The following is a 26,041-nucleotide window of genomic DNA, read 5'->3' on the forward strand; positions in this document are numbered from 1 at the left end:
TTTGTCCACCATCCTCGTCGCCTCCTCCGACGAACTGGGAGGGGGTCAGTTTTACTGTCGCCGGGGGGTCAGTTTTACTGACGCTCTACACCTGCGCACGAACTCGTCGCGATTTCGTACCCGTCGCGGGGCTAACCGTCGCGTTGATGCCGTCGCAGGCTCGCCAGCGGCGAGGAGTGTACATCCCTCGAGAACCGCGAGCAGCAAACTCAACGAGCTTTGCCGGGGCAGATAGGACGCAGAAACGCCGTCGGATATCAAGCGCCGCAAGACGAGCCCGGCGCGGTTGATATACCGCCTCAATCTGCGATCGAGGGCGCTTGTTTCGGTCGCCATTTGTGGGCCGGGGTGGTAGCATCACCCACTCTTCCATCGGACCCTCACCAGAATGAGCGACACCATGCCGACGCTGACCATAGAAACTGCCCGTGCCCTTGAATCGTCCTTCGAAGGTCGCATCACGTCTTCGCACGACGCTAACGACGAGTTCCGCAGCAAGCCCACGGTCCTCATACCCGAGTCGACCGTCGACGTGGAGCGGGCCCTGCGCTTGGCCCGAGCTGCTGATCGGCACGTGTTCGTCCGGAGCGGCCACAGCGTCTCGTCCACTGACGTGAGCAAATCGGCCGCCGCGATCGTGAGCATGGAGGCGTTTCGAGATATCGACGTCGGCGCGCAGCTGGTCACGGTCGGGGCGGCGGCGACGACGGCCGAAGTGGCCAAGAAGCTGGCCAACAAGAGCCTCTTCCTCCCGCTCGATGACAACCCGACGCAGAGCATTGTGTCGGCTGTGCTCAGCATGGACGGGTCGCCCTTTCCTCGCAGCGGAGCCGGGCTCGACTCGCTCCGCGGCGCCGTCGCGGAGGCAGAGGTCGTACCGATCGACGGCGACGACGCGGGCATCGCCAAGATACTCCGCAATGACGAGCTTCGCGACCTCTGGGCCGGCAGCCGCCGCGGGGTCATTACAAGGCTCGTCTTCGACGCCGCCGCCTGGAAAACGGACGAGTCCGAGCGCTGGATGCAGTTTTGGATGACGCCCTACGACCCGAGCGCCTTCGCCACCCTGTGCGACGCTCTTTTCCGCCCTGGCGGCAGCGCGGTTCCCAAGCACGTCGACCTGACCGTCCGCGTGACGTCGGCCGCGTTCTCAATGAAGCTGGTCATCCTCCGCATCACGGGTCACGGTGACGCCGACAGGAAAGCGGCCGAGGCTGCCGTCCAGGATGCCCTCGACCGCGGAAAGTGCGTTGTCCTCGCCTCCGAGTGGGTGGCCGGCCCCGGCTCCAGCATCGCCGCCTGGGTGACGACGGGCGCGGGCAGTGCGCGCGCGCAGGGCGATGTCCAAACGCGGTTTGGCAGCAATGCAGCGCCTCGGCCGTTTGCCGGGTTCCGGCAGGAGTTTCTCGAGGCCGTCGACTTCGCCATCGGCGTCGACGCCGCCACCGGCCGCGAGCGTGCCCCCGGTATCGAGGCTTGGGCCGAGCTTCAACTCGCGCTGGGCGTCGAGGTAATGGCCCGCGCGCAAATTGCCGACGCAACGGCCGAGTCGAAAGTGGCGCTGGAGGCACAGCGGCGCATGGCTCGGGCCGTTCCCGCCGACAACGCCTCGCCAACAGCCGCAGTCGCGCCTCGAGCGCTGCTTCGGCACGCCCCGGCCAGGGCCGCCCTGCGCGGCGTCGAGGTCTTGCCTGGATTCACGCCGACGCCTGACTTCAACCTGTCGCCGAGTAACCGAGTCGGCAGCGGCAAAATCCCTGATTTTGAGGGCGACGTACTTGATAAGTCAGACGGCAAGAAGGCCTACCGCGACGCGGTCAAGCAGTACGCTGTCTTCTCGTACCCGTCACAGGTAGTGGAATCCCGCATGAGGCCGCGGCTCGTAGCCGAGCCAAAGCACGCCATGGACGTGGTAAGGGCCGTCGCTTTCGCCGCGAAGCACGGCCTCAAAATCGTGGCCAGGTCCGGCGGACACCAGTATTGCGGCCTCTCGTCGGGCGGCGACAACACCGTGGTCCTAGACATGAAGCTGTTTACGAAGATCGCGTTCTCACCGGACACAGACACCCCAACCCAGGTCACCGTGGGCCCGGGCGTACGGCTGCGCGACTTGTCGACTAGGCTGCGGGAAAAGGGCGTCGTCCTGCCGCATGGCGAGTGCCCGCTCGTGAACATCGGCGGCCACGTGCAAACAGGCGGCATCGGTCACCAACTCCGCAGTCTCGGCGCGACGTTGGACTGGGTTCGCTCGTTCAAGATGGTGACTCGCAATCCGCAATCAGGAGCCGACGTGTACGAGGAGCGCGAATTCACGATGCCGCAAGCCGAGGACGCCGACGCGCCGACGGACGGCGACGTGTTCAAGGCCGTGCTCGGCGGCGGCCCGGGCAGTTGGGGTGTCGTGACGGAGATCACCTTCGACCTGGTGCCCGACAGCAAGTTCCCCGCCTCGCACGGTGATTCTCGCACGTACCTGTACAACAAGGCTGGCTTCCGCGCCGCCATGGAGCAGCTCCGGCTGTGGGCGGCGCGGGCCGCGGCAGACGAACTGCCGGCGGGCATGGACCTCTTTCTCACGGTCCTTTCGGGCGAGCTCAGCCTGTTCCGGCCCGACGCGCTCCTACGGCCGTCCGTATTGGTCGTGGAGACCATGTGCAGGGACGAGGCTGGCGTGCAGGAGATCCGTGCTGTCGTGAGCGCGGTCCAGAAAGCCCTGCCCATCGGCTCCGGCGTCGCGGCGGATATTGCCGGTATTCTGGCCCACACAGTCAACGGCCGGGAGAAGCTCTCTGTCATTGCCGACGTCGGCGTCCGCCGTATCGGTCCGTTCGGCCTGCCAGCGAGCGGCCGCGAGTTCGACCTACCGTACAAGAAGTCGCTCTACATCACGAAGACGCCGTTCTCGAAGGCGTTTTGTGACCGCTTCGTCGACCTCGTCGATAGGGTCAACGGCCAAAAGGGCGTGGAGGTGGTGTTCCAGGCCGTCGTTGGCGGCGGCGAGTTCGGTAGCAACGGGCAGAGGACGACACACATGCAGCGGCGCGATGCCCTCGTACAGCTCGTTTTTGACGTGTTTTACGAGCCCGGGCACCAGGCCGAGGCCGAGGAATTCCAGACCGCGATGAAGGCCTTGCTGCCGGAGTTCAGCGGCGGCGAGAGCCTGCGCATGTTCTGGGGCACTTTCGAGGACGTGGACACAAACGGCAAGGAACTCGACATGAGCCGAAACAACGTCCAAAATTTCTACTACGACTCCAAGACCGCGTACGAGCGGTTGCAGCAGATAAAAAAATACATTGACCCCGGGGACATCTTCCACACTTCCTTCACCGTACAGTTGCCTGGTTAACACTAGTGTTAGGGCGGTGCAGCCCCCCAACGCTGCACCGCGCCGTTGTTCTGGTTCAGGCCGCCGTCGCCGCGCCGTCGCCCTGCATGTTGTCCTCGTCGACCTGCGCCTCCTCGGAGACCAGCACGGACTCATGCCGCCGGTCCTCGATAAAGAGCTCCAGTCCGAGGTGCACCTTGATCAGGTTGGCCGTGAGGATGACGCTCGCGGCGTTCTTCGCGATCCTGCCGTTCACCACGGCGCGCCCCTCCCAGCGCAAGCTCGCGCGGGACCAGTTAAGCATACCGAGGCCCGCCAGGACGCTCTTCCAATCCTCGCGCCGCTCCCGCAGCAGCGCGTTACCGGCCCGGCCGAGGGCCTCGAGCGTGACTGCGTGCCCGTGCACGTACTTCTCCCGCAGCTCGGCCGCCCGGACCTTGCCGAGGCCGACCTCGTGCCAGAGCGGCATGACGCGCGTCACCTCGGTCCAGAACTCGACGGCGCTCTTCCCACCCGACCGCACCCGGGAATGAGGGCGGACAACGATCATCCAGGACGTAGAATTTGCGCCCGATAGTCGCTGTGGAGACCTACCCGGAAAGGCTGCGGGCGGGGACAACATCCATGAGAACAGGCGCGAGCCTGTCCGTCCGCCCAACGATCGGGTTGAGCCTCCGAAGGCTGGCTGGCGAGGGGCGCTGAGGTCGCCGCATGAGGCCGCGAGTGAACGTAGAGGCTGGGCCGCAGCAGAAATCTCGTGAGGTCCCTTGACAGGTAATTCGGGGAACTTATGGACTCCTAAAGGTATCACCTGAGCACTCGATACCTTGGAGGGTTCGCATGATCCGTTATCGTCCGGTTCTTGCTGCCGCTTCTGTACTTGCGTTCAGCGGTTTCGCGTGGGCGGCCTTTTCGCCGAACGTGTATTCGCCAGACGTCGTCGAGATCGCTCCCGGAGAGAAATGCCAAAAGGAACCAGGGAAGCTTAAGTGTCGCTGGGGTGGTCCCTGTGTTCAGGTCGGAAACGCCTGCCATAGCTGTATTGCGGGGACACTGTACCACCCCAGTCTCGGCTGCTACACGTGCCCCCAGGGTACGACATTGTGGCAGAAGGGCAACGCCTGGGTTTGCGAGTGAATTGCCCGCCCACATAGTACTAACACTGTAGGGGCACGTGGCCTACCCGGGGGGACTCCCAATGCCCCGAGCAGGGGCTCGGCGATCGAAATATGCACGCATTCCTTTCGACTCTGCTTGCCATTTGGATACTTCTTTGGTGCAGGGCAACTGGAGCCTATTGCACCGAAGATGTCAAGGCACCAGCAAGGGCCACGCTTGTAGCCATGGCTGCCGCCACAGGCGATCAGTCGGCTCAAATCACGGTCGGGCCTGGGGGGCCTCTCTACATCCGCGTGCGCAATTCTGGCGGCATCGCCGTCCCAGTGGGGGTGTACGTCCACAAGCCGGGGGCGCCTCTGCTCACGAGCGCGTGCGCAAAAGCAACACTGCTTGACACCAGCCAAGAGTACTGGGTGGAAGCGATGCACACGGGTGACGCTTTGCCGGCGCGCGTGGTGGATGTTTTGCCTAGTCCTGTAAAGGGGGCGGAGGTGGACATCGCAGTGTTTCAGATGTCAAAGGCTCCAACTTCCTTACCATCGACGGTTTCTGACCAGATCACGATTTGGCTTCGAGCGTTCATTCCCAGCGCGATAGCTTCGAACCCTGGCTACGTTCGGTCCGTGCCGGGACATCCTGGTCAGACGATGATCCCAGGGCCCGCAGTTGATGCGACTAAACGGCTGCCGACCGGCGCCGCAGGTGATTGCTTCCTCACTGATGGCCGTGGCTTTAGTTCGCAGGCAAGCAGCGCGTCCAAGGTCGAAACCGAATTCCAAGTATTGATCGACCAAGGCCGCGTTTCGATTCAACCGTCCGACGCTGGGCTTGTCCACAAGGCAGGGGTTTCCACGAGAGTCAGTTGTACCACTGGAACAACTGTCGGCGACCCGAAGCCGGGGACCTTTGGCGTGCGAGCACTCGGGGTGCCGGCGGTAGCCGACGGGAAGATCCAGATCGCCGGTCAAGTAGGCATCAAGAACCCGCATCTGCCTGCGCCGTGGATCGACTACTCATTTGATTTCATCTACGACACTCAAGCCAATGTGTTAACTTACTCAGTCGTAGCCGGTCGTTTCCCCGCATTCGAGGTATATGCGGTCCGGGGGAAAAACGGGCCGCCGATCACGATCCTCCAGGTTGAGCCCCAATCAACTTCCGCCTGGGGGCTGATCGACGGCGGCCTGGGACTAAGCACGGACCGATATACCGGCACAAAGCAGCTCTGAGCCCAGCGCTGGAGCCCCCGGACCGCGGCCGTTGCCCGCCATGAACGCACGCGGTCCGGACCTGTGGTACGTACGTCCCACCCTTTATGCGAGCCACGTGCCTCGTGTTCTTTCAGGACCGCCATGGCCTGCTCTTCCATGCTTAAGGTGTCCCGAACGAAGGCCGGAGCCGTTGTCCCCTCCTTGGCCGCCCCGGCAGGTCATGGTCTTGAGGTCACTCAACCCTGAAAACGTGCTGCAGTACTCGATGATCGTTCAGGCAAGGGGGTACTGCAGGTGGGATCTGCGTGTTCTCGGCGTGTAGGCGACGGGAAAAAGCGGCGAGGGCGGCGCGCGTCAGAAGTCCTGCGAGTTGCCTCGGCGACTCCGACGACGCGTTGGTCTACTTCTTTTTGCTCCGCTGGGAACGCTTGCAGGCGATCTTGGCGACCGCTTCGGCGAGAGCGTTGTCAGCCATCGCGAGGAACCTCTTCATCTCACCACGCGAGAGGCGGACACCGACGAACACCCTCCCAACCTCAGGGACATGCGGCAGTAGCTTCGCCACGTCGATCCCCAGGTGAGTCACGTTCGCGTAGACGCCCCCGTCGGACGTCACGGCGATCGGGTCGTCGGAGAGCTCGTTCTTCCTGGGCACCGACTACTGCGCCGCCGTCCGCTGCGCGAGCGCGCTCTCGACCGCGCTCCGAAGCGCCGCGCCCATCGGCCCCTTGATCGCCTCGCGCGCCTTCTCCCGGCCCTGGCCGAGCGTCTCCCCGCGGAAGGACAAGTACGCCCCGCTCTTCTCGACGATGCCGCACGCCACGGCGAAGTCGAGGAGATCACCCGAGATGTCGATGCCCGTCCCCCAGCGGATGTCGAACTCGGCCTCGCGGAACGGCGGCGCGCACTTGTTCTTCACGACCTTCACGCGCGTCTTCGACCCGACCACGTCATCGCCGACCTTCAACGCTCCGATGCGACGGACATCGAGGCGCACGCTCGAGTAGAACTTGAGGGCGTTGCCTCCCGTCGTCGTCTCGGGGTTGCCGAACGTCACCCCGATCTTGTGCCGGAGCTGGTTGATGAAGATGAGCAGGGTCTCCGTGCGGTAGGCGGTGGCCGTGAGCTTGCGCATGGCCTGGCTCATGAGCCGCGCGTGCAGGCCCATGTGCGTCTCCCCCATGTCGCCCTCGAGCTCAGCCTTGGGCACGAGAGCCGCGACCGAGTCGATGACGACGAGGTCCACCGCGCCGGAGCGCGTGAGGGTCTCGGCGATCTCGAGGGCCTGCTCCCCGTTGTCCGGCTGGGAGATGAGGAGCCGATCGGTGTCCACGCCGATGTTGCGGGCGTAGCCCGGATCGAAGGCGTGCTCGGCGTCGATGAAGGCCGCGATGCCGCCCTGCTTCTGGGCCTCGTGGAGGGCATGCAGGGTGAGCGTCGTCTTGCCCGAGGACTCGGGCCCGAAGATCTCGACGATCCTCCCCCGCGGGTAGCCGCCGACGCCGAGGGCCTGGTCGAGCGCGAGCGAGCCCGTGCGCAGGACGCGCACGCTGCGGTCCGAGTCGGCGCCTCCGAGCGTCATGATGGCCCCCTTGCCGTACTGCTTCTCGATGGAGGCGAGCGCCCCCTTGAGCGCGTTGCTGAGGTGCTGCATGGTCTTTGGTCCACAAAAGAAAGCGCGCACCCTCCCGAGCAGGTGCGCACGCTCATGCATCCGGGAGCCGAACAAGCGGCACGACCGGACTCGGGCTGCCTTGCAGCAGGTGTTGTTATTCGGCCTTGACGTCGCTCACGTCGCCCCGCGTAGCCGCTCGACGAGCGCAAGGGCATCGGGGATGCGCCGATCCCGCTGACGGTCGTCCAGGAGATCGTCCACGAGGTCGAGCAGCTCCGGCGCCGCGGCGACGAGCTCCGCAGCCCCCTCGACGGCTTCCGCGACGAAGAGCTTGTCCTGGTCGAGGATGACCTGCCTGTCGGCGCAGCGGTAGGCGACGTGCCAGCGGACCTGCGGGCGCTCCGTGGGCCTCACGTCGTTCTGCTTGCTGGTGGGCGGCGCCAGCGTATCGGCCTCGTCCGAATCGCCCGGACGCACCGTCTTTTTCTTGAGCTCCTCGGCGTACGCGCGGAGAGGACACGACTCGGTGCAAGGCGTGTTCGGCGGGGCATTACAATCCGGGCACGCCTGGTCCGGCCACACGCCAGTCTCGATGGCCACGAGCCTGTTCTGCCGCGCGCTGCCCTTGACGTACATGTCCGGGCGGCAGCCTGGGCACTGGCAGGTCCCGGGCTCGTGCGCGGGAGCAGGTGTGCTCTGCACGAGACCGCACCTCACGAGGCGCGCCCGCGCTTCGCTTCTCGTGAGGTCCAGATCTTCCGCGACCCAGAAAACCAGCGTGTTCTCGTCCCAAGTTGGGTCGAAGAAGACAGGCGCGTCGTCGACAAGAACGTCACGGCGCTCCTCCTCATCGCCCAAAGTCACGCAGATGGTAGAGGCCAAGTAGACCTCCCGCGTGTCCTCGTGCTCGATGAGGCGGTGCTCGATCTCGACGCCGGGCAGACGGCCCAGGAGCTTGAAGCCGTACTTCCCCACGGCGTCGATCTCGAACTCTGCGATGAAGCGCTCGCCGCTGGTGGGTTTCTCCCGACCGCACAAGACGCAGTTGCCGTGCGCATCCGTGGTGGCGAGATGTCGTCCGCCCCGCAGGCACTCGACGATTGACATCATGTGACGAGCGGGGCGGCGTTGAGGGCCTCGGCGATGTGATGGGCCCGGACGGCGTCACTGCCGTCGAGGTCCGCGATCGTGCGGGAGACGCGCAGCACCTTCGCGTGGAGCTCGGCCGAGAGCCCGACCCGCTCCACGGCCTGCCCCAGCATGCGCTGCCCCTTGTCGTCCGGCTTCGCGACGCGATCGAGGTCCGCGAGGCTGAGCCGGCCGTTCACCGCCTCGGTGACCACGAGCTTCTCGAAGCGGTTCTTCTGCTCCTCCCTCGCCTTGACGACGCGGGCGCGCATGTCCGCGGAGCACTCGCTGCGACTGCCCTTCAGCTCGTCCCCGGACAAGATTGCCTTCATGTCCATGCGGTCGAGCACGGCACCGCGCAGCCGCTCGCGGTACGCTCGAATGCGTTCTGGAGGGCACTTGCACGTCCTGTCCTTCGTGCCGTGGAAGCCGCACGGGCACGGAAGAACCGACGCGACGGTGAGCGGTCGGGCCGGGAAGACCACGCGGGTCTGGCGCTGGCAGACGACCGATTGCCCGTCCTTGAGCACGCCATCGAGCACTGCGAGCGCCCGCTTCTTGAACTCCAGCAGCTCGTCCAAGAACAAGACGCCGAGGTGTGCGAGCGACACCTGCCCAGGCCGCACCGGGAGGCCGCCGCCGACGAGGCCCACCTCGCTCACCGTGTAATGCGGCGCCTGCAAGGGCCTCTGCGTGATGAGGCCCTGGGAGGTGTGGAGCAGGCCCGCCACCGAATGAATCGACGTCACCTCGAGCGCCTCCTCGCGGGTGAGCGGGGGCATCACCGTGGGCAGGCGCCGGCAGAGCATCGTCTTCCCTGACCCAGGCGAGCCGATGAAGAGCAGCGGATGGAGGCCGGCGGCCGAGAGCTCCAGTGCACGACGGCCGGCAACGAGACCTTGGATATCTGCGAGGTCGACTTCCGCGAGCGGAGGCGCTTTCAGGAAGTCTCGCGCGAACTGGAGCTGCCCGGTGCCCCGCAGCGATTCGGCCACGTCCTGCAGATGCGCCGCGACCTGAACCTCCATGTGCTGCACGCTCGACGCCTCGGGGCCATTGGACCAGGGCACGATGGCGCGCGACATGTCCTTCACCCCGAGCAATGCGGGCAGCACGCCACGCACGGGGCGCACGGCGCCGGTCAGCGCGAGCTCGCCAAAGATGATCGTGCGCGGGAGCGGCTTCTGCTCGAGGGCCATGAGCAGCGCCGTCGCCACGGCGAGGTCGAGCATTCCGTCGTTGCGGGTGCCGGCCGGGGAGAACTCGACCATGACCTTGTAGCCGTCGAGCCACTTCCCAAGCCTCGCAAGCGCGGACAGCACGCGGGCCTTGGTATCGCGGACGCTGGCCTCCGCGAGGCCGATCAGCTCGACGGTGCTCGATCCTGCCTCGATCGTGACCACGATGCTGACCAGCGTGGCGACGAGACCCGTGAGCGCGATGGACAAAACCTCGCTGCGGAGAGGTTTCTCCGGCAGGGGATCGGTCCCCATAGTGGTCTCCTTTTTGGGTGATTGAAGCGGAAGGAAGAGGGCCCGGAGGCGTGATGCCCCCGGACCCTTGGTGATCAGAAGTCTCCGGACTCCTGCTTCGACCCGCCGGTGCTCATCGGCTCGCCCTCGGTCAGCTCCTGCCCGCCGAGCTTGCCCTTCTCGATGGCGCTCCGCAGCGCGACGGCCACGTTCGGCATGATGAGCTCGACCTCCTCGGCGAAGAACTCCGTCTCGGCCCGCGTGAGGCGCACGCCCCGCCACTCCTTCCGCCCGCGCCGCTTGTCGGCGGGCAACTCGTCCTCGTGGATGTAGACGTGCCCGTCGCTGGCGAGCGCGAACGAGGCCATGCACTCCTCCACGCGATCCTGCTCCTCGGTCTCCGCATTCTTCGTGGGCGACTGCTTGGACGACATGTGTCTCCCTGAAAAAGCGAATGCGGCGCACGGAAGAACCGCACGCCGCATTGTTGTTGCGGTTTTCGCTCAATCCTCTTCGGGCAAGAGGATCGTGATGACCGCCTCGCCGTCGTCGCCGGGCCCGATGATGGCCTTCAGCTCGACAAGGGACGGTTCGATCGTGTCGGTGACGACATGCAACTCGTACCGGACTTCGACTTCATCCGGCCGTTGCAGGGCGGCACAGCGGAACATCCAGAGGATGTCCCACGTCCTGCCCGTCGTGTCGTTTCCCGCCTTCTCCGCAGCCGGGGACAGCTCGACGTACCTCTCCCAGACGGAGCGCGTCAGCGCCACCGGCGCCTTGATTCCAGCCTGCTTCGCGAGCTCGGTGACGTCGACGAGCGTGCCGTCTTCGAGTGCCTGTGCGCGGCTGTAGGCCGCAATCAAGACAAACTCTCCACCGACATCATCATCTTCGTCGCTCACGTTGCCTCCGCGAGCAGCGTGATGCTCGAGCCCTCGGTCATCGCCTTGTCGTTGAGCTCGGTGTATTGCGCGGACCTCTTCCGGAGCGGCGAGTCCTCCGCGATGGAGCACTCGATCGCCACCGTCCAGAGCCGCGCGCCGATGCTCGACGCCGCGTCGACCGACTTCTTCTGCTCCTCCTCGTTCCGGTCGATGCCGTCCGTGACGAGGATGATGTCGGCGCCGTGCTGGCCCTTCTGCGCGAGCGCCTTCACCTGATCCACCGCAACCCCGAGGGCCAGACCGATCGCCGTTCCACCGCTGAGGAAGTGAAGGATCATCTTCACGATCCCAGCGCTGTCTCCGGGCTTCACGATCTGCACCACGGTGGACGTCGCGTAATGGACCACCGCCACGGGCCGATTCTCCTCCGAGGCGACGCGAGCGAGCGCCACCGCAGCGGCCTTCGCCCACTCGTTCCGAATACCGGACATGCTGCCCGATTCGTCGAGCGCGAGCACGAGCGGCCCCTTCGACTTCTTCGTCGTTCCCCGGACCGCGTACTGCGCGGCCCGGCGAGAGGCGATTCGTTCGAGGGCCACGATCTCGATCTGCGGGTCCGTCAGGAGCACCGTCTCTGCCGGCAGAAGCCGGGCGACGTCATTGCCCTGCTCGACCGAGTACACCTCGCCCGAGACCCCGTGGACCTTGCTCGCGTGGGCGCCGCGGAGCGAAGCGAACATGCGACCTGCCAGCCGAGCGATACGCTCGATCCGATCCATGTCGTCTCCCGTAGCATCCACTTGCCGGACTTGCGCCCAGGCTGCCGAAAGATCCCAGCCGAAGCCATCGGAGAGGTGCTTGACCTGCTTCGCCTTCTTGTCGAACGTCGCCCACTCTTCGCGCGCGGCGCTCCGCATATCGAAGCCCGAGGCACCCTCAGGGACATGCTTCCCCGCCTTCCACAAGAGCCCGAACGCGTAGGCCGCGCCGACCTCGTCGAGGGCGAGAAAGGCCATGTACTCCGCGGGAACGGTATCCCTCACGGCCTCCGCGAATGACCGCGTCGGCGGATCCCGCCCGAGACCCACGATCGCATTCCAGAGGTCACCGGCCTTCTCCGCGTCCTCGAAGGAAGCCTCCTTGACGCAGAGATGCCGGCGCCTCGCCTGCAAAAACGTGCCCATGGCTTACGGCAGCGCGTAGCGCTTCGAGAGGTCGGCCGTGAGCGCGTCGTGGGCCTTCTTGAGCTCGTCGAGCTTCGGCTGAATGCGCGCGTGGGCGCGGCGCGACACGCCGTTCTTCAGCATGTCCTGCACGCGCTTGCCCGCCTCCGTGACCTTGTCCGCGAGCTGCGGCAATGCGGACTGATACGACGCCGGCTCCGTCGGTCGATTCGCGTATCCCCGGAGTGCTTCGTCCACGATATCGATCGCCTGAGCGACGACCGAGCGATCCACCGTCTGCAAGACCGCGACGACACGCGCCCGATCCTCCGGCTTGTTCCAGAGCCCGTACTTCAGGACGGAGAGGTGATCGAGCTCGACCGTGGGCGCATCGTCGAGCCACGCCGCGGCCTTGAGGACACGCGTGAGCGCGATCCAGCGCCGATCCGAAAGGACAAGGCCGTCCGCCTTCAGCGCCGTACGGAGCCGGAGCAGCTCCTCGACGACGCGCTGGGGCACCTCGAGTCGCTGCACGTCCTTGCACGCTGCATCCCACTCCGCGAGAGCGATCTGCGCCGCGGGCTTGTACTCGGGCGGCGCAGCCACGAGCTGCATCCACGTCGCGTCCGCCTGCACGTACTCGACAACGTCGCGCAGGAGGAAACGATCGTAGATCGCCGCGAGAATCTCCTCCTCGGGCAGCTCGTTCGAGGCGCCGACGAGCAGCCGCAGGGGGATCGGCTGTCCCTTGTAGAGCCGCTCGTTCATCGCGCTCAGGAACGCATTGAGCACGCTGTCCGAGCCCTTGAAGACCTCGTCGAGAAAGGCGCACTCGACGGCCGCGAGACGGCCATCCAGGTTCCTCTCCCAGAGGTCGTTCTTCAGCGCCGAGAGCTTCACGGGGCCGAAATACTCGTCCTCGGTGCCGAACTTCGTGACGAGCGTCTGGAACTTCCGCGCGTCCGGGAACGACGCGAGGAACCCGAAGAAGAGCGCGCTCTTCGCCGTGCCCGGAGGCCCGACGAGCAGGGCGTGGCTCTGTGAGAGCGCGGCGAGGATGATGCACTCGATCGCATCCTCGCGCTCGCGGAAGGCCGCGTTGAGGCCGTCGCGCACGGCACGGAACCGGGCGCGGACGGAGCCGATATCGATGGATCCGTTTTTCTTCATGCTGGTTATCCGAGATGAAAAGAAGCCGCCACGGCGCCCGCCTCGGCGTCACCCGAAGCGGGGCCGGTTTGTCGAAGAATCAGTCGGTGATGGGCACCGTGAACGAGGGCTCGCTGGACACGCCGCCACCGCCACCACCGCCCGCGAGCTGGCGCTGGAATCTGTCCTTGAGCTCCTTCACCTTCGCGGTGATCTTGTCGGAGACCCCCGCGAGCACGCCGCGGTAGAGCTCGGCCTTCGCGACGAGCTCGTTGCAGAACTGGACGCGCCGGGTGAGCGCGTCCTGCCGCATGCCGTCGGTGGTCGCCTTCTCGAGGTCCTTGAGGAGCTCGCCGATGTCGGCCTCGAGCGCACCCTGCGCCGCGGACTTCGCGGTGGCGAGGTTGTCCGGCGCGTCGTGCATGACGATGGTGATCGGCTCGACGCGCAGGTCCTCGAGCGCCGGCTTGAGCCGCTGCCACCGCTCGCACGAGGAGGGCGGGAGCAGGTACATGCCGCCGCGATTGCGAAGCGGGACGCCCGAGAGGGCCTTCACCATCGCGACGAGAGCCCCCGAGATGTCCTTCGTCTCGCAGTGCGCGATGAGGTGGTTGGCGTGCGCGGCGATGTTCTCCGCGTGCGCCATGGCCTCCTCGAGCCCGGGGGCGCCATCGGGGGGCAAGGAGACGACCCTGCTCGAGGCGAGGTCGACCCGGCACCGCGCACCGCACGGGTACTGGTCGCCCGCCTCGCCCCCGCCGCTCCTCCGCACGTAGATGCCGAAGGACGCGGGGGTGTCGCCATTGGGGTTGGCGAAGGGCTGGACGAGGATGCCCGAGGGGCGCTTCACCTCGCCAGCGGCGCGGGAAAGGGCCGTGGCGGGGTCGACGTCCAGGATGAGGTGGTCGAAGCCCTCGGGCTGGAGGAGCACGCGGGCGCGCTCGCGGGAGACATTGATACGCTCGGTATTCCACCCGACGATGTCGCCGATATGGCGTCCACCGGCGGCGGCCATCTTGCGCTGCGCTTGACGGATGTCGGCGACAGCGCCGTTCTTACCTGCCATGGAATTGGTCCGAAGATAGGACGCAATGCTGTGCGCACGCGGTCCGGAGACGGGAGGCGCCGAAGACGGTGCTCGTCGCGGCGCCGTGTCGAGGACGCGCTCTATGTGAAGAGCGCCATGGAGACCACCTCGTCGCCGAGCGGAAAGGCCGGGCGGCGTGGCCTGGGCGGGGGTCGCGTCACCTGCTGGACGACAGGCGGCATGAGGTAGACGTGCAGCCCGAATGCAATGTCCTTCGGGGCCACGGTTTGCGAGATGAAGTTCAGGCCCCCGCGCCCGTTCTTCCACCGGAAGTGGAGCCCATGGGTGTCGAGCCAGGCGACGAGATCGTCGTACTGTCTCGGAAGAACCCCGGCCACCTGTACGAGGAATGGGCGGGGCATTCGGACCTCGAATGCCCGGACCACGTGGAAAGCGATGAACTTGTTCCCCGCGTCGGCGAGGAGCGGGCCGAGCAGAAGGAGCGGGTCGAGGTAGATCCGATCGCCCTGCCACACAGCCGTCGAGGCGAGCCGGCCGGCGGCGGAAGACGCGCGCCGGCTCATCTTCTCCACGTGTTCGGCCCGGAGCGCCTCGACGCGCCGGTGAAGATGCGCCTGGAGCTCGGGCGCGATGTGCTGGTCGAGCTTGCCGATGAAAGACCGGAGCTTTTCCGGCTCCACGCCGAGGACAGGCGCGAGCTGATCGCCTTCCTCTTCGAGATACCAGCTCAGGCTTTTCGTGTTCGGCTTGGCGAGGCGCAGCACGCGCCCGAGGTCTTCCAGGCTAGGCCGCCTCGGCATGCACGAGCTCGTGCTCGGGGAGCACCGGCTCCGGGCGGTCGAAGTCCGGCGGGGGCACGGGAGGCTGGCCGGGCGGGCGCTTCGCCTGCGTGGCGAGGGCCTTGAAGAACTCCATGTCCGGCGTGTTGTTCTTCGCCGCCCGCGCGATGCGGCGAGCGACGGTGTACGGGTTCATGGAGCGCGGGACGCGCAGCTCGGTGATGCCGAGCGAGAGGAAGAGGCGACGCTCGGCGAGCGTGCCATAGCGGAGCACGCGACCATTGACGCGCATAATCGTAATCCTTTCCGGAAACAAGAGGGCGCCCCGGAGCACGGCATTGCGTGCCAGCGAGACGCCCTGGTCGACGGATGACGGAATGGGTTTCAGCGGTCCCAGAGCCGGCTGGGTCGCCACGGCGGCGGCTCCTCATCGTCGTCCTGGATGAAGAGGTGCCGCTGATGCGGTGGGACGTGCGGGCCTGGGGAGTGGCCGTACGGCGAGGCCGGCCGCGTCGGCGCGTGCCGGAAGGCCAGCATCGCGACGGGCTGGTTGCGATCGACGAGCACGATGCCCGTGAACACGGAGCCGTCGGAGCTGACGAGCTCGACGCCGGGCGGCGGTCGGGCCGCCTCGCGGAGCCAGTCGAGCGCCTCTTCGGCGGAGGGGCCGAGGTTTTTCAGACGGCGCCGCAGTTCTTCGAGGAGAGCTTCGCCGAGAACGTCGGCTACGAGTTCGAGGGCCAGATGGCCTCGGTCACGACGGCGAGGACGACGCCGGCGACGAGCGCGGCGGCGCCTTTCTTGGCGCTGTCATTGCCGAGCACACGCTTGATGAACGAGGTGCCGGGGTTCTCGGGATTCGACGGGGCAGCGTTGGGCGTGAGGGGCATGGCTTCTCCTGGATACCTTTCCGAGTTGATTTGAACGATGGGGCTCGTCAGCCCAGGCAGACGGTGATGATCTGCGCGACCATCGTGATGACGGCCGCCGCGATACGCAGCGCCTTGCTGACCGCTTTGGGGTCACGAAGGAAGCGAGAGAGACGGGACATCACAATGACCTCCGAGGTGATGGGGTTCCCCAGATTATTATCTCCGCGATATCACTGTTCTTGCGTTGCCCTGCGGACCCATTCATCGGCGACGAACGAGCTGAAGCGGCCCGACGCGGTGACGATGATGTGGTCGACGAGGGGCATTCCGATGAGATCGGCAATCCCCTGCACGCGGACGGTCAGCTTGACGTCCTCGATCGACGGGTTGTGATCGCCGCCCGGATGGTTGTGGACGAGCACGAACCCGGACGCGGCGAGCTCGAGCGCCGCACGCAGGATGTCGGAGGTGCGGACCGCGAGGGCGTGAAGGCCGCCGCGGGCAATCAGCCTTGCGCCGCGGAATTCGTTCTGGCCGCTGAGTGCGATGATGTGCATCTCCTCGTGCGCCAGATGTCCGAGCCGGGGGTGGGCCCATGCGGCAACGCTGGCAGAGCAGGTGATCTTGGGCGCGCTCGCGCCTTCGATCAGCCTGCGGTGGCCGAGCTCGAAGGCGGCGGCGAGGCGGGTGGCCTCGTCGAGGGTGAGGCCGAAGCGCTCGGTGAGCGCCGTGGGGGTGAAGCGGGCGAGCGTGGGAAGACCGCCAAGAGACGCAAGGACATGTGCGGCGACGCCGGGGCGTCCGAGCACGAGGTCGATCAGGTTCTCGGTGGTGGACGGCTTGAGGTTGATGATAGGAGCGGTGAGAGACGCGTCAGGCGAGCCTGTCACGGATGCAGGGCCTCCTTTCCGATGCCGTGGCTCTTATCTCCGCGGTGTTCACGAGTTTTCCCGGGGACGGATCGAGAGCGCGTCCAGGCGACCGTCAGAAGAACCGGTACAACCACGTAGGGGGCACCACTTGGCACGAGCAGGCGCGTGGCTAAGCTGCCGACGATCAGGTCAAGAGGAGAAGCTGATGCCGAGGAACACCGCTGCCGCCGAGGTGGAGACCACCGTCGACGAACAAGCACAAGCCGAGGAGATGGCCCCCGAGCTGCGCGATCGATGCGACAAGGTTCGCAAGGCGCTCGTCAAGGCGGGTCCCCAGGACACCCGCGCCCGCTACCAGCTCGGGGAGCTGGTCAAGGACGCGAAGACGGATGAAGAGAAGTACGGCAAGAAGGCCGTGGCCCAGATCGCGGTCTCCCTGGGCTACGATGAGAAGACGCTCTACCGATACGCGCTGGTCGCGAAGGCTTGGTCCCTGGACGAGCTCAACGAACTGCTGAAGCAGTCCTCGCTGAAGACCGGCATGCCGATCGGCTTCTCGCACCTGCTCGAGATCGCGGGCATCGACGACAAGCGGAAGCGCAGGAAGTACGTCAACCAGGTTCTCAAGGAGGGGCTGTCGGTGCGGGAGCTCAAGGTCCGCATCACGGCTGAGCGCGTGGCGGCCGGCGAAGAGCCGGAGATCGACACGGCGAAGACCCTGAGTGGCATGCGCTCCGCGTCCAAGAACTGGCTCGGGCGCGTTCGCGACTGGGAGGAGCGCCTCCTCCCTGCACTGGACGGGGCCCCGCCTACCCCGGAGGTCCGTGCGAAGTTCGAGGAGATGCTCGAGCAGCAACGTGAGCTCGTGAAGCGACTCCAGAACGTCAACGAGAGACTCGACTCCTGGCTCGGCGCGCCGCCCGCCTCGGCGGAGCAACCGACCCTCAAGGATGCACAGGAGGACGAGCTGGAGGAGGACGACGAGGCGGAGGCCAGCGGGGATGCAGAGGCTCACGACCACGCCCAGGCCGAGGAGGAGGACGAGGCCGAGGAAGAGGCGGCTGCACCCGAGCAGGCGAGGACCGCGTAGGCAGGGGCGAAGAAAGTCGCGACGTCGCGACTTTGTTGACCGGCAATTCCTAGCCAAGGCCGTGACGGCGGGCCCGGCAGGGCATGGCGAGTACAGCGATCCAGTGGTGCGACGACACCGTCAACCCGACGATGGGTTGTGATGGGGGCGTGCTCTGAGGCCCGCAGCGCAAGAGCTGCCGCGCCACCATCTTCCACGAGCGTAAAGCACGGCAGCAACCTGGCTTTGCCCCCGTCTTCGCCAAGCCGCTGGACCTCGAAGAGGTATCGGGTTCGGCAACGCCGCTCCGGTTGTTCCAGTGCCTCGCCGAAGGCTGACGCGCCGCCCTAACCGACTCTCTCCGACTCTCCCCAGCTCTTCCAGACGCCTCCCCCTTGCTGTACCGTTGCATGGGCAGGCGTGTGCCCATGGAGCTGCTCAAGATGCCGGAGCCTTGGTCCTCGGTCGACGAGGTCGCGAAACACTTGGGAGTGGCGCAGGACTCGATCTATCGCTGGATCGAGGCGCGAGGACTCCCAGCGCACAAAATCGGTCGACTCTGGAAGTTCAAGCTCTCGGATGTTGATGGGTGGGTTCGTGCCGGAGGCGCGGAGGGCGGCGAGAAGGTCGCCTCGAAGAACAGGACGAAGGCGAAGCGGGGGCGTTCATGAGCGGCAAGAGCATGGACGTCTTCTCGTTGAGAGACTCGATCGTCGCCGAGTATCGCAAGTTCGCCACCTCGTTCACGACGATCCACGCGGACGACATCCGCTCACAGGTCGAGGCGCTCTACGCGAAGGGGCGCTTCTGGCCCGATCCGCTCATCCAGATCAACCCGAGCTACAAGCGCGGGGCGAACATCGAGACGCTCATCGCGGGCGGCGCGCTCGCCCCCGGAACCGCGGACATCTTCCGCGCCGACGGCGCTCCGCTGAGCCTCTACAAGCATCAGGAGCAAGCCATCGCGCTTGCCTCGCAGGGCGAGAGCTACGTCGTCACCACCGGCACGGGTTCGGGCAAATCGCTTTGCTTCTTCATCCCGATCGTAAGCGCGGTGCTCGCTGAAAAGCGCGGGAGCGCGTCGAAACGCACGCGGGCGATCATCATCTACCCGATGAATGCGCTGGCCAACAGCCAGCTCGAAGAGCTCGACAAGTTTGTCGCGAACGTCCAAGGCGAGCGACCCATCACGTTCGCGCGCTACACCGGGCAGGAAGACAGTGAAGAACGGCGTCGCGTTGCCGAGAATCCACCCGACATCCTGCTGACGAACTTCATGATGCTCGAGCTCCTGATGACTCGCCAGGACGAGCTCGATCGTAAGGTAATCGGCAACTGCGCCGGCTTGCGCTTCCTCGTGCTTGATGAGCTGCACACGTACCGCGGGCGTCAAGGCGCCGACGTCGCACTGCTCGTGCGGCGCGTGCGCGAGCGTTTGTCGCCTGAGAAGCTCCAGTGCATCGGCACGTCGGCCACGATGGCCAGCGAGGGGAGCGCGCGCAACAAGCAGGAGGTCGTCGCGGGCATCGCCTCCAAGCTGTTCTCGACGACGGTGGACCCGAGCCACGTCATCATCGAGGAGCTCGAACGCGTCACCGACAAGTCGAGGCGCGCAGAGTCCGTGAAGAGCGTGCTCGGTACTGCGATCGACGCGGGACTCCCCTCTAACATCACCGACGAAGGCCTTCACGACCACCCGCTCGCCATCTGGACGGAGACGCGGCTCGGCATCACAACCGCCGACGCGAACCCTGCGTGGCATCGCGCGCGCCCACGAACGCTCGACGAGGCGGCGCGAGAGCTGGCCGCCGAGGCGGGCCGCGACGAGGAGGCGTGCCGTGCAGCGCTTCGGACGCTGCTCCTCGTGTCGAGCCTGCCCGAACGTGATCGAACCGGAGACCCATCCGCCACGCATCGCAGCTTTTTCGCCTTCAAGCTGCACCAGTTCATCTCGGGCGCGGGGCACGCCTTCGCGACCTTCGAGCCGCCCGGCAAGCGCTCGGTCACGGTCGAGGGGCAACAGTACCTTCCCGGCGATCCCGATAAGCGCCTCTACCCAGTCCACTTCTGCCGCGAATGCGGGCACGAGTACCACCCGGTCCGCTTCGTCTCGGACTCGGGCGAACGCGTCTTCCTGGCCCGCGACATCGACGACGCGGCGCCGGCGAAGACCGACGACGAACCGGAGAGCGACGAGGACGAGTCACCCGACCGCGAGGTCTTCGGCTTCCTCACGCTCCACGCCCGCGACCCAGAATTCACGTTCGCCGACCGGGAGGAGGACTACCCGGAGACGTGGCTGGACTTCGATGCCGCCGGCAACCCTCGCATCAAGAGCCACTATCGCAGCGCTCGTGCGCGTGAGGTCATCGTCGCGCCCAACGGCAAGGTGGGCTCCGGCGCGAAGGCCTGGTTCATCCCCGGCCGTTTCCGCTTCTGCCTTCGCTGCGGGGCGACGTACAGTACCTCGGCACGCGACCGCACGCGGCTCGCCTCGCTGTCCGCTGAAGGTCGAAGCTCAGCGACGACGGTGTTGGTCGGGAGCGCGCTTCGCTGGATGCACGGGCGTGACTCCGGGCTCCCGACACACACGCGCAAGCTGCTCGGCTTCACCGACAACCGGCAAGACGCCGCGCTTCAGTCGGGGCACTTCAACGATTTTCTGTTCGTGAGCCTTATCCGCGCTGCCTTCCTTGGCGCGCTCGACGTCGCTGGCCACAAGGGCCTTCGCAGCGACGAACTGGGCACCGCGCAGCAGCGCGCGCTCGGCTTCGACCGTCCTGCGCCGGAGCTGCGGGTCGAATGGCTCCTCGAGCCGACGCTCAAGGGCTTTAACCTAATGGAGGCAGAGAGCGCGCTCCGGCAGGTGCTCTCGTACCGCGTCTGGTTCGATCAACGTCGAGGCTGGCGATACACGAACCCGAACCTCGAGCAGCTCGGGCTCGTGACTGTCGAGTACCTTGGCATCGACGAACTGGCCTCCGACGAGGACCTGTTCGCGACCGCGCCGGACGTTCTGCGCCTCGCGTCGCCCGCCGTGCGCAAGGCGGTCTACCTCGAGGTGTTCGACCACCTGCGCAAGTGGATGGCGATCCGCAGCCAGGTGCTCGACCCGACCGTTATCGAGCAGATGCTGCAGAAGTCCCACAGCCGGCTCCGTGCGCCGTGGGGATTCGGCAACGATGAGAAGCCGCGCAAGGCCCGCTGGCTGCTCATCTCGCCGCCGTCGCGCAAGAATACGAGCTTGCGTGACGAAGATCTCATCGTGCGCGGCGGCTCGCGCAGCGCGCTCGGGAAGACTATCAAGTCGTCACGTGGCTCGCGAACGCCGCAGGAGCCCGATGGGCGCAAGCTCTGGGACAACCCCTCGACGGTGCGTGCCCTCAAACCCGAGGACTTCGACACGCTCATCGAGGTGCTGCTCAAGGCGGCCTGCACGCACGGGCTCGTGTCCGAGGAAGTGACGCCCTTCGGCGACCAGACGGGGTTCCGCCTTAACGACGCCTGCGTGCTCTTCAAGCGCGGCACGCCCGACATCGATCCGAACCACCCGAACGAGAACGCCTTCTTCCGCGACTTTTACGCGAACCTCGCGGTGACGCTGCGCGAGCCGATCCACCCGCTCTTCGGCTTCGAAGCGCGCGAGCACACCGCGCAGGTCGACGGCGAGAAGCGTGCCGTACGCGAGAAGCGGTTCCGCTTCGGCGTGAAGGAGCGGGAGGAGCTCGGCTCCGACGAGAAGCACCTGCGCGAGATCGGCGAGGCCAACCGGTTCCTCCCGGTCCTCTTCTGCTCGCCGACGATGGAACTCGGCGTCGACATCTCCGCCCTGAACGCGGTCTACCTGCGCAACGTTCCGCCTACACCTGCTAACTACGCGCAGCGCAGCGGTCGCGCGGGCCGCAGCGGCCAGGCTGCGCTGGTGCTCACCTACAGCTCTTCGCAGAGCCCGCACGACCAGTACTTCTTTCGCGACCCAAAGGCGATGGTGCACGGCGAGGTTCGCCCGCCGCTCCTCGACCTCGCGAACCGCGACCTCGTCGAGAGCCACCTGTCCGCCGTCTGGCTCGCGTGCACGGAGCTTCCGCTCGATCCGTCGATCGCGGAGCTGCTCGTGCTCTCGGAGACAGGGCGCCCGCTCAAGAAGGATGTGAAGGAGCCGATGGCGCTTCCGAAGGTCTCCGAGGAAGCGCGCCGTCGTATCCAGCGCGTGCTGAACCTCCTCGAGGAAGACCTGTCTCCCGCGCTCGCGCCCTGGTACCCGGGGCGCGACGTGTTCGCGGCCGAAGTCGTGGAACGCGCGCTCGCGCGCTTCGAGCAGGCCTTCAGCCGCTGGCGCGAACTCTTCGCCGCTGCCGAACAACAGCGCGACGCCGCGCGCCGCACAATGGACGACTACTCGGCGCCGCAGCAGGAGAAGCGCGCCGCGCAGAGCCGTCACGCGCAGGCCATCGACCAGCTTAATTTGCTCCAGTCGGACACGCGGAACTTGAACAGCCCGTCGAGCGACTTCAACACGTACCGCTACCTCGCGACCGAGGGCTTCCTACCCGGCTACAACTTCCCGCGCCTTCCGCTGATGGCCTATATCCCCGCGACAAACGATGGGCGCGGACGCCAGACGTACCTCCAGCGACCTCGCTTCCTCGCGCTCTCCGAGTTTGGGCCGAGGAGCCTCGTGTACCACGAGGGCCGTGCGTACCGCGTCGTACGCGCGATGCTCTCGCTGAACCAGCAGGCGAGCGCCACGGCGGACGTGCGCCTTCCCACGAAGACCGTGCGCATCTGCAAGGCGTGCGGCGCGGGGCACTGGAACGACGAAGCGTCGATGTGCCACGCGTGTAGCGCGTCGCTCGGAGACGCGGAGATCGTCAACCACACGTACCGGATCGAGAACGTCTCGACGCAGCCCGCCGAGCGCATCACCGCGAACGACGAGGAGCGCCAGCGCCAGGGCTTCGAGCTGCAGACGACTTTTGAGTGGGCCACGCGTGACCACGCGCTCGACGTCCGCAAGGGCGTCGCCCTCGACGAGGAGGGCGAGATTGTGCGGCTTGCCTACGGACCCGGGGCCACCATTACGCGCCTGAACAAGGGCCTGCGACGCCGGAAGAAACGCACGCAGCTCGGGTTCATGATGGACCCGGTCTCGGGCTACTGGGCGAAGAACGAGGACGAAGGCGATGACGGCCCCGATCCGACGGCGTCGCCGCGCCAGTGGATCGTGCCGAGCGTGCAGGACCGCAAGAACGCGCTGCTGCTCCAGCCCACCGATGCCGAGCTTTCCCAGGCCACGCTGACGACGGTGCAACACGCGCTGCTGCGTGGCATCGAGGCCGTGTTCCAACTCGAGGAAGGCGAGATCCTCGCCGAGCCGATGCCCCAGCGGGACGCGCGCACGGGCTTCCTGTTCTACGAGGCGACTGAAGGCGGCGCCGGTGTGCTTACGCGCCTGGTCGCCGAGCCCGAACGCCTCGCCGAGGTGGCGCACGAAGCGCTCGCCATTATGCACTTCGACCTGGCGAACGGCCTGCCCTCGACAGTGACCACGTTCGTCGACGCGCCCGGCGGCGCGTGCGTCGCGGCCTGTTACCGCTGCGTGATGTCGTACTTCAACCAGCCGGACCACGAACTGCTCGACCGTCGCAACGAGGGCGCGCGCGGGCTCCTACTCCGGCTCGCGCGAGGAAGGCTTACCGGGCTCGAAGCGCCGGTATCGCGGCGTCCCACCGAACCTCCTCCCATGCCTGCGGGCGGCGACCTCGCTTCCGCGTGGCGCATCTACGCTCGCGGGCGCGAGCTTCCTTCACCTGATTCGGAGCCCCTCTTGATCGATGAACAGTCCGTCACGCTTGTGTGGCGCGGCCACTACGTCGCTGCGCTCTTCGCACAGAACAGCGTGCTAGCAGCGAAGCTGGAGAACAAGGGCTTCGAGGTCGTCGTTCTCGGTGAGAACGATGCGTCGTGGGCCGAGCCCACGTCGTCGCTTGCGAAGCTTCTCGGGAGGCCGGCGTGAGCACGACGGCAACGACGCCGACGCCGCCCTCGAGCGCGCGGTGGAGCCCCGGCAGCCTTGTGCGCGCACGTGGTCGCGAGTGGATCGTGCTCTCGGGAAGTGACGCCGAGGTGCTGCGCGTTCGTCCGGTCGCGGGCTCGGAGGAGGACCAGACCTTCATCCACCTCGCGCTCGAGGCGACCCCGGTCGCCGACGCCTCCTTCCCGAAGCCCGAGCCCACGCAGAAGGCTGGCCACGATGCGGCGCTGCTCCTGCGTGACGCGCTCGTGTTGTCGCTTCGTCGCGGCGCCGGGCCGTTCCGCAGCTTTGGCCAGATCGCCATCGAGCCGCGCGCCTACCAGCTCGTGCCGCTACTCATGGCGCTCAAGCTCGACCCCGTTCGGCTCCTGATCGCCGACGACGTCGGTGTCGGAAAAACCATCGAAGCAGCGCTAATCGCGCGCGAACTGCTCGACCGTGGCGACGTTGAGCGCTTCGCGGTGCTGTGCCCGCCGCACCTCGTGGACCAGTGGGTGACCGAGCTCGAAGGCCGCTTCCACCTACGACCGGTCGCAGTGACCGCAGCGAGCGCGGCGCGCCTCGAGCGCAACTTGCCGCCGAGCGAGAGCATCTTCACCACGCACTCGCACACGGTCGTCAGCCTGGACTACATCAAGGGCGAGCGCCGTCGCGCAGAGTTTCTACGCGCGTGCCCCGAGTTGGTGATCGTCGACGAGGCGCACACATGCGCGTCGACCGGTCAGGGGCGGCACCAGCGCTACGAGCTGCTGAAGGGGCTCGTCAGCGAAAAGGCGCGCCACCTGGTGATGCTCACGGCGACACCGCATAGCGGTGACGAGGACGCCTACTTCCGACTGCTCGGGCTCCTGCATCCCGACTTCGCGGCGCTGTCGGACGCGGCGGGCGACGAGCACAAGAAGCTCCGCGATCGCCTTGCAGCACACTTCGTCCAGCGCCGACGCCCGGACATCGCCGAGTGGAAGGAGGGCAACCTCTTCCCGCGCCGTGAGACCAAGGAACTGACCTACAAACTCACGGGCACGTGGGAACGCTTCTTCGACGCCGTGCTCGACTACTGCGCCTCTGTCGTTGCGGCAGCCGGGGAAGACACGAAGAAGCAGCGCCTCAACTTCTGGGGCACGCTTGCCCTCATGCGTTGCGTGGCTTCTAGCCCTGCGGCCGCCGTCCAGGCACTTCGCACCCGAGCGGGGCTCGAAGAAGAAGTCGCCGAGGACGACATCGAAGCACGCGTCTTCGACGGAGCCGCCGACGCGCTCCCGGACGACGACGTCGAGCCGCCTGCAGCGTCCGAGGAGAAGGCACTCGCGGCGCTCATCACGCAGGCCGAGGAGCTCACCGGACAGGCCGGAGATCCAAAGCTAAAGATCCTCACCGACCACGTCATCGAGCTGGTGAAGGAAGGCTTCAACCCGGTTGTCTTCTGCCGCTACATCGCGACGGCCCACTACCTCGGACAGCACCTCGCCTCGAAGATCAAGGACGTCGCGGTCGGCGTCGTCACGGGTGAGCTGACCTCGGACGAGCGCAAGGAGAAGGTCGAGTTACTCGGCGACGCCGAGCGGCGCGTCCTCGTGGCCACCGACTGCCTCTCCGAGGGCGTGAACCTTCAGGACCACTTCGATGCGGTCGTCCATTACGACCTCTCGTGGAACCCCACGCGCCACGAGCAGCGCGAAGGCCGCGTCGATCGCTTCGGGCAGAAGAGCGGCGTGGTGCGCGCCACGTTGATCTACGGAGCGAACAACCCGGTCGACGGCGCAGTGCTCGAGGTCATCCTGAAGAAAGCCGACAAGATCCGCGAGGAACTCGGCGTGCCGGTGCCGCTGCCCGACGACGGGCACACGCTGAGTCAGGCGCTCATGAAGGCCGTGCTCCTCCGTAATCGCGAGCGCGAAGGGAAGCGTCAGCAGGCCTTTGCGTTCGTCGAGATGGAGGAAGCAAAGGCCATCGAGACCCGCTGGCTCGATGCGGCCGAGAAGGCGAAGAAGAACCGTACGGTCTTCGCACAGCGCCGCCTCAAGCCCGAGGACGTGCTGCCCGAATGGAAGAAATCGCTGGCTGTGCTCGGTGGAAAGGAGGACGTGCAGCGCTTCACGGGCCGCGCCCTCGCTCGTTTGGGTGGTGCGCTGGAGCCCGTAGGCAGCTCTGGACGTCGAGGTTTCAAGACGCGCTCACGGCGCTCCCCGAGGACGTCCGCGAACGTCTCGATGTCGAAGGGCTCGTAGGCTCGGTGCTCATCGATTTCGAGTACCCGCCCGCGCCGCGTTGCCGCCCGGTGCAGCGGAGCCACCC

General features: G+C 66.4%; 21 protein-coding genes. 6 read left to right on the plus strand and 15 right to left on the minus strand.

What is annotated here, in order from left to right:
* The first annotated feature begins 388 nt into the window (after positions 1-388).
* Positions 389-3,349, plus strand: a complete 2,961-nt coding sequence (locus POL67_RS17720) for an FAD-binding oxidoreductase (protein WP_271918553.1) — start codon at positions 389-391, stop codon at positions 3,347-3,349.
* A gap of 55 nt (positions 3,350-3,404) precedes the next feature.
* Here the strand turns inward: POL67_RS17720 and POL67_RS17725 are convergent, their stop codons facing one another.
* Positions 3,405-3,950, minus strand: a complete 546-nt coding sequence (locus POL67_RS17725; RefSeq protein ID WP_308789538.1) for a DNA sulfur modification protein DndB — start codon at positions 3,948-3,950, stop codon at positions 3,405-3,407.
* A 721-nt stretch (positions 3,951-4,671) separates the two neighbouring features.
* Between POL67_RS17725 and POL67_RS17730 the strand changes: the two genes are divergently transcribed.
* Positions 4,672-5,676 (plus strand): hypothetical protein, encoded by a 1,005-nt coding sequence (locus tag POL67_RS17730; RefSeq protein WP_271918555.1) that lies wholly within the window; start codon positions 4,672-4,674, stop codon positions 5,674-5,676.
* A 382-nt stretch (positions 5,677-6,058) separates the two neighbouring features.
* Here POL67_RS17730 and POL67_RS17735 read toward each other — a convergent pair whose 3' ends face one another.
* From POL67_RS17735 to POL67_RS53645, 14 genes are all read right to left on the minus strand, one after another.
* A complete protein-coding gene (locus tag POL67_RS17735; protein WP_271918556.1) occupies positions 6,059-6,313 on the minus strand; it encodes a hypothetical protein in 255 nt (84 codons plus the stop codon).
* A 3-nt stretch (positions 6,314-6,316) separates the two neighbouring features.
* Positions 6,317-7,312, minus strand: a complete 996-nt coding sequence (gene recA, locus POL67_RS17740) for a recombinase RecA (RefSeq protein ID WP_271918557.1) — start codon at positions 7,310-7,312, stop codon at positions 6,317-6,319.
* Positions 7,313-7,447: 135 nt separating this feature from the next.
* Positions 7,448-8,383, minus strand: coding sequence for a hypothetical protein (locus POL67_RS17745; protein WP_271918558.1), 936 nt, complete (start codon positions 8,381-8,383; stop codon positions 7,448-7,450).
* Positions 8,380-9,894 (minus strand): YifB family Mg chelatase-like AAA ATPase, encoded by a 1,515-nt coding sequence (locus POL67_RS17750; protein WP_271918559.1) that lies wholly within the window; start codon positions 9,892-9,894, stop codon positions 8,380-8,382. Before POL67_RS17750 ends, POL67_RS17745 begins: the two co-directional genes overlap by 4 nt.
* 74 nt (positions 9,895-9,968) lie before the next feature.
* Positions 9,969-10,307 carry a hypothetical protein gene (locus POL67_RS17755; protein ID WP_271918560.1) on the minus strand — a complete coding sequence of 113 codons (339 nt, stop codon included), beginning with the start codon at positions 10,305-10,307 and terminating at the stop codon, positions 9,969-9,971.
* A gap of 69 nt (positions 10,308-10,376) precedes the next feature.
* Positions 10,377-10,778 (minus strand): DUF6573 family protein, encoded by a 402-nt coding sequence (locus tag POL67_RS17760; RefSeq protein WP_271918561.1) that lies wholly within the window; start codon positions 10,776-10,778, stop codon positions 10,377-10,379.
* On the minus strand, positions 10,775-11,944 hold the full coding sequence (locus POL67_RS17765) for a vWA domain-containing protein (RefSeq protein ID WP_271918562.1): 1,170 nt from the start codon (positions 11,942-11,944) through the stop codon (positions 10,775-10,777). The genes POL67_RS17760 and POL67_RS17765 overlap by 4 nt, the downstream gene beginning before the upstream one ends.
* Before the next feature lie 3 nt (positions 11,945-11,947).
* On the minus strand, positions 11,948-13,093 hold the full coding sequence (locus POL67_RS17770) for an AAA family ATPase (RefSeq protein ID WP_271918563.1): 1,146 nt from the start codon (positions 13,091-13,093) through the stop codon (positions 11,948-11,950).
* A 79-nt stretch (positions 13,094-13,172) separates the two neighbouring features.
* Positions 13,173-14,138, minus strand: coding sequence for a DUF6744 family protein (locus tag POL67_RS17775; RefSeq protein ID WP_271918564.1), 966 nt, complete (start codon positions 14,136-14,138; stop codon positions 13,173-13,175).
* 101 nt (positions 14,139-14,239) lie between these two features.
* Positions 14,240-14,920, minus strand: coding sequence for a hypothetical protein (locus POL67_RS17780; protein ID WP_271918565.1), 681 nt, complete (start codon positions 14,918-14,920; stop codon positions 14,240-14,242).
* Entirely contained in the window at positions 14,904-15,191 is a 288-nt protein-coding gene (locus POL67_RS17785; RefSeq protein ID WP_136921306.1) for a hypothetical protein, read from the minus strand. Before POL67_RS17785 ends, POL67_RS17780 begins: the two co-directional genes overlap by 17 nt.
* A gap of 92 nt (positions 15,192-15,283) precedes the next feature.
* On the minus strand, positions 15,284-15,481 hold the full coding sequence (locus POL67_RS17790; RefSeq protein WP_136921305.1) for a hypothetical protein: 198 nt from the start codon (positions 15,479-15,481) through the stop codon (positions 15,284-15,286).
* Positions 15,482-15,624: 143 nt separating this feature from the next.
* A complete protein-coding gene (locus tag POL67_RS17795; RefSeq protein WP_169508096.1) occupies positions 15,625-15,789 on the minus strand; it encodes a hypothetical protein in 165 nt (54 codons plus the stop codon).
* Between the two features lie 212 nt (positions 15,790-16,001).
* Positions 16,002-16,661 (minus strand): JAB domain-containing protein, encoded by a 660-nt coding sequence (locus POL67_RS53645; RefSeq protein ID WP_271918566.1) that lies wholly within the window; start codon positions 16,659-16,661, stop codon positions 16,002-16,004.
* Between the two features lie 187 nt (positions 16,662-16,848).
* Between POL67_RS53645 and POL67_RS17805 the strand changes: the two genes are divergently transcribed.
* From POL67_RS17805 to POL67_RS17820, 4 genes are all read left to right on the plus strand, one after another.
* The gene (locus POL67_RS17805; protein WP_271918567.1) at positions 16,849-17,733 is read left to right on the plus strand and encodes a DUF1016 N-terminal domain-containing protein; all 885 of its coding nucleotides are present in this window, start codon (positions 16,849-16,851) and stop codon (positions 17,731-17,733) included.
* A 407-nt stretch (positions 17,734-18,140) separates the two neighbouring features.
* Positions 18,141-18,383 (plus strand): helix-turn-helix domain-containing protein, encoded by a 243-nt coding sequence (locus POL67_RS17810; protein ID WP_271918568.1) that lies wholly within the window; start codon positions 18,141-18,143, stop codon positions 18,381-18,383.
* Complete coding sequence (locus tag POL67_RS17815; RefSeq protein WP_271918569.1) at positions 18,380-23,728, plus strand: DEAD/DEAH box helicase family protein; 5,349 nt, start codon at positions 18,380-18,382, stop codon at positions 23,726-23,728. The genes POL67_RS17810 and POL67_RS17815 overlap by 4 nt, the downstream gene beginning before the upstream one ends.
* On the plus strand, positions 23,725-25,974 hold the full coding sequence (locus POL67_RS17820) for a helicase-related protein (protein WP_271918570.1): 2,250 nt from the start codon (positions 23,725-23,727) through the stop codon (positions 25,972-25,974). The genes POL67_RS17815 and POL67_RS17820 overlap by 4 nt, the downstream gene beginning before the upstream one ends.
* The last annotated feature ends 67 nt before the right edge of the window (positions 25,975-26,041 follow it).

This window comes from Polyangium mundeleinium (assembly GCF_028369105.1).
Lineage (GTDB): Bacteria > Myxococcota_A > Polyangia > Polyangiales > Polyangiaceae > Polyangium > Polyangium mundeleinium.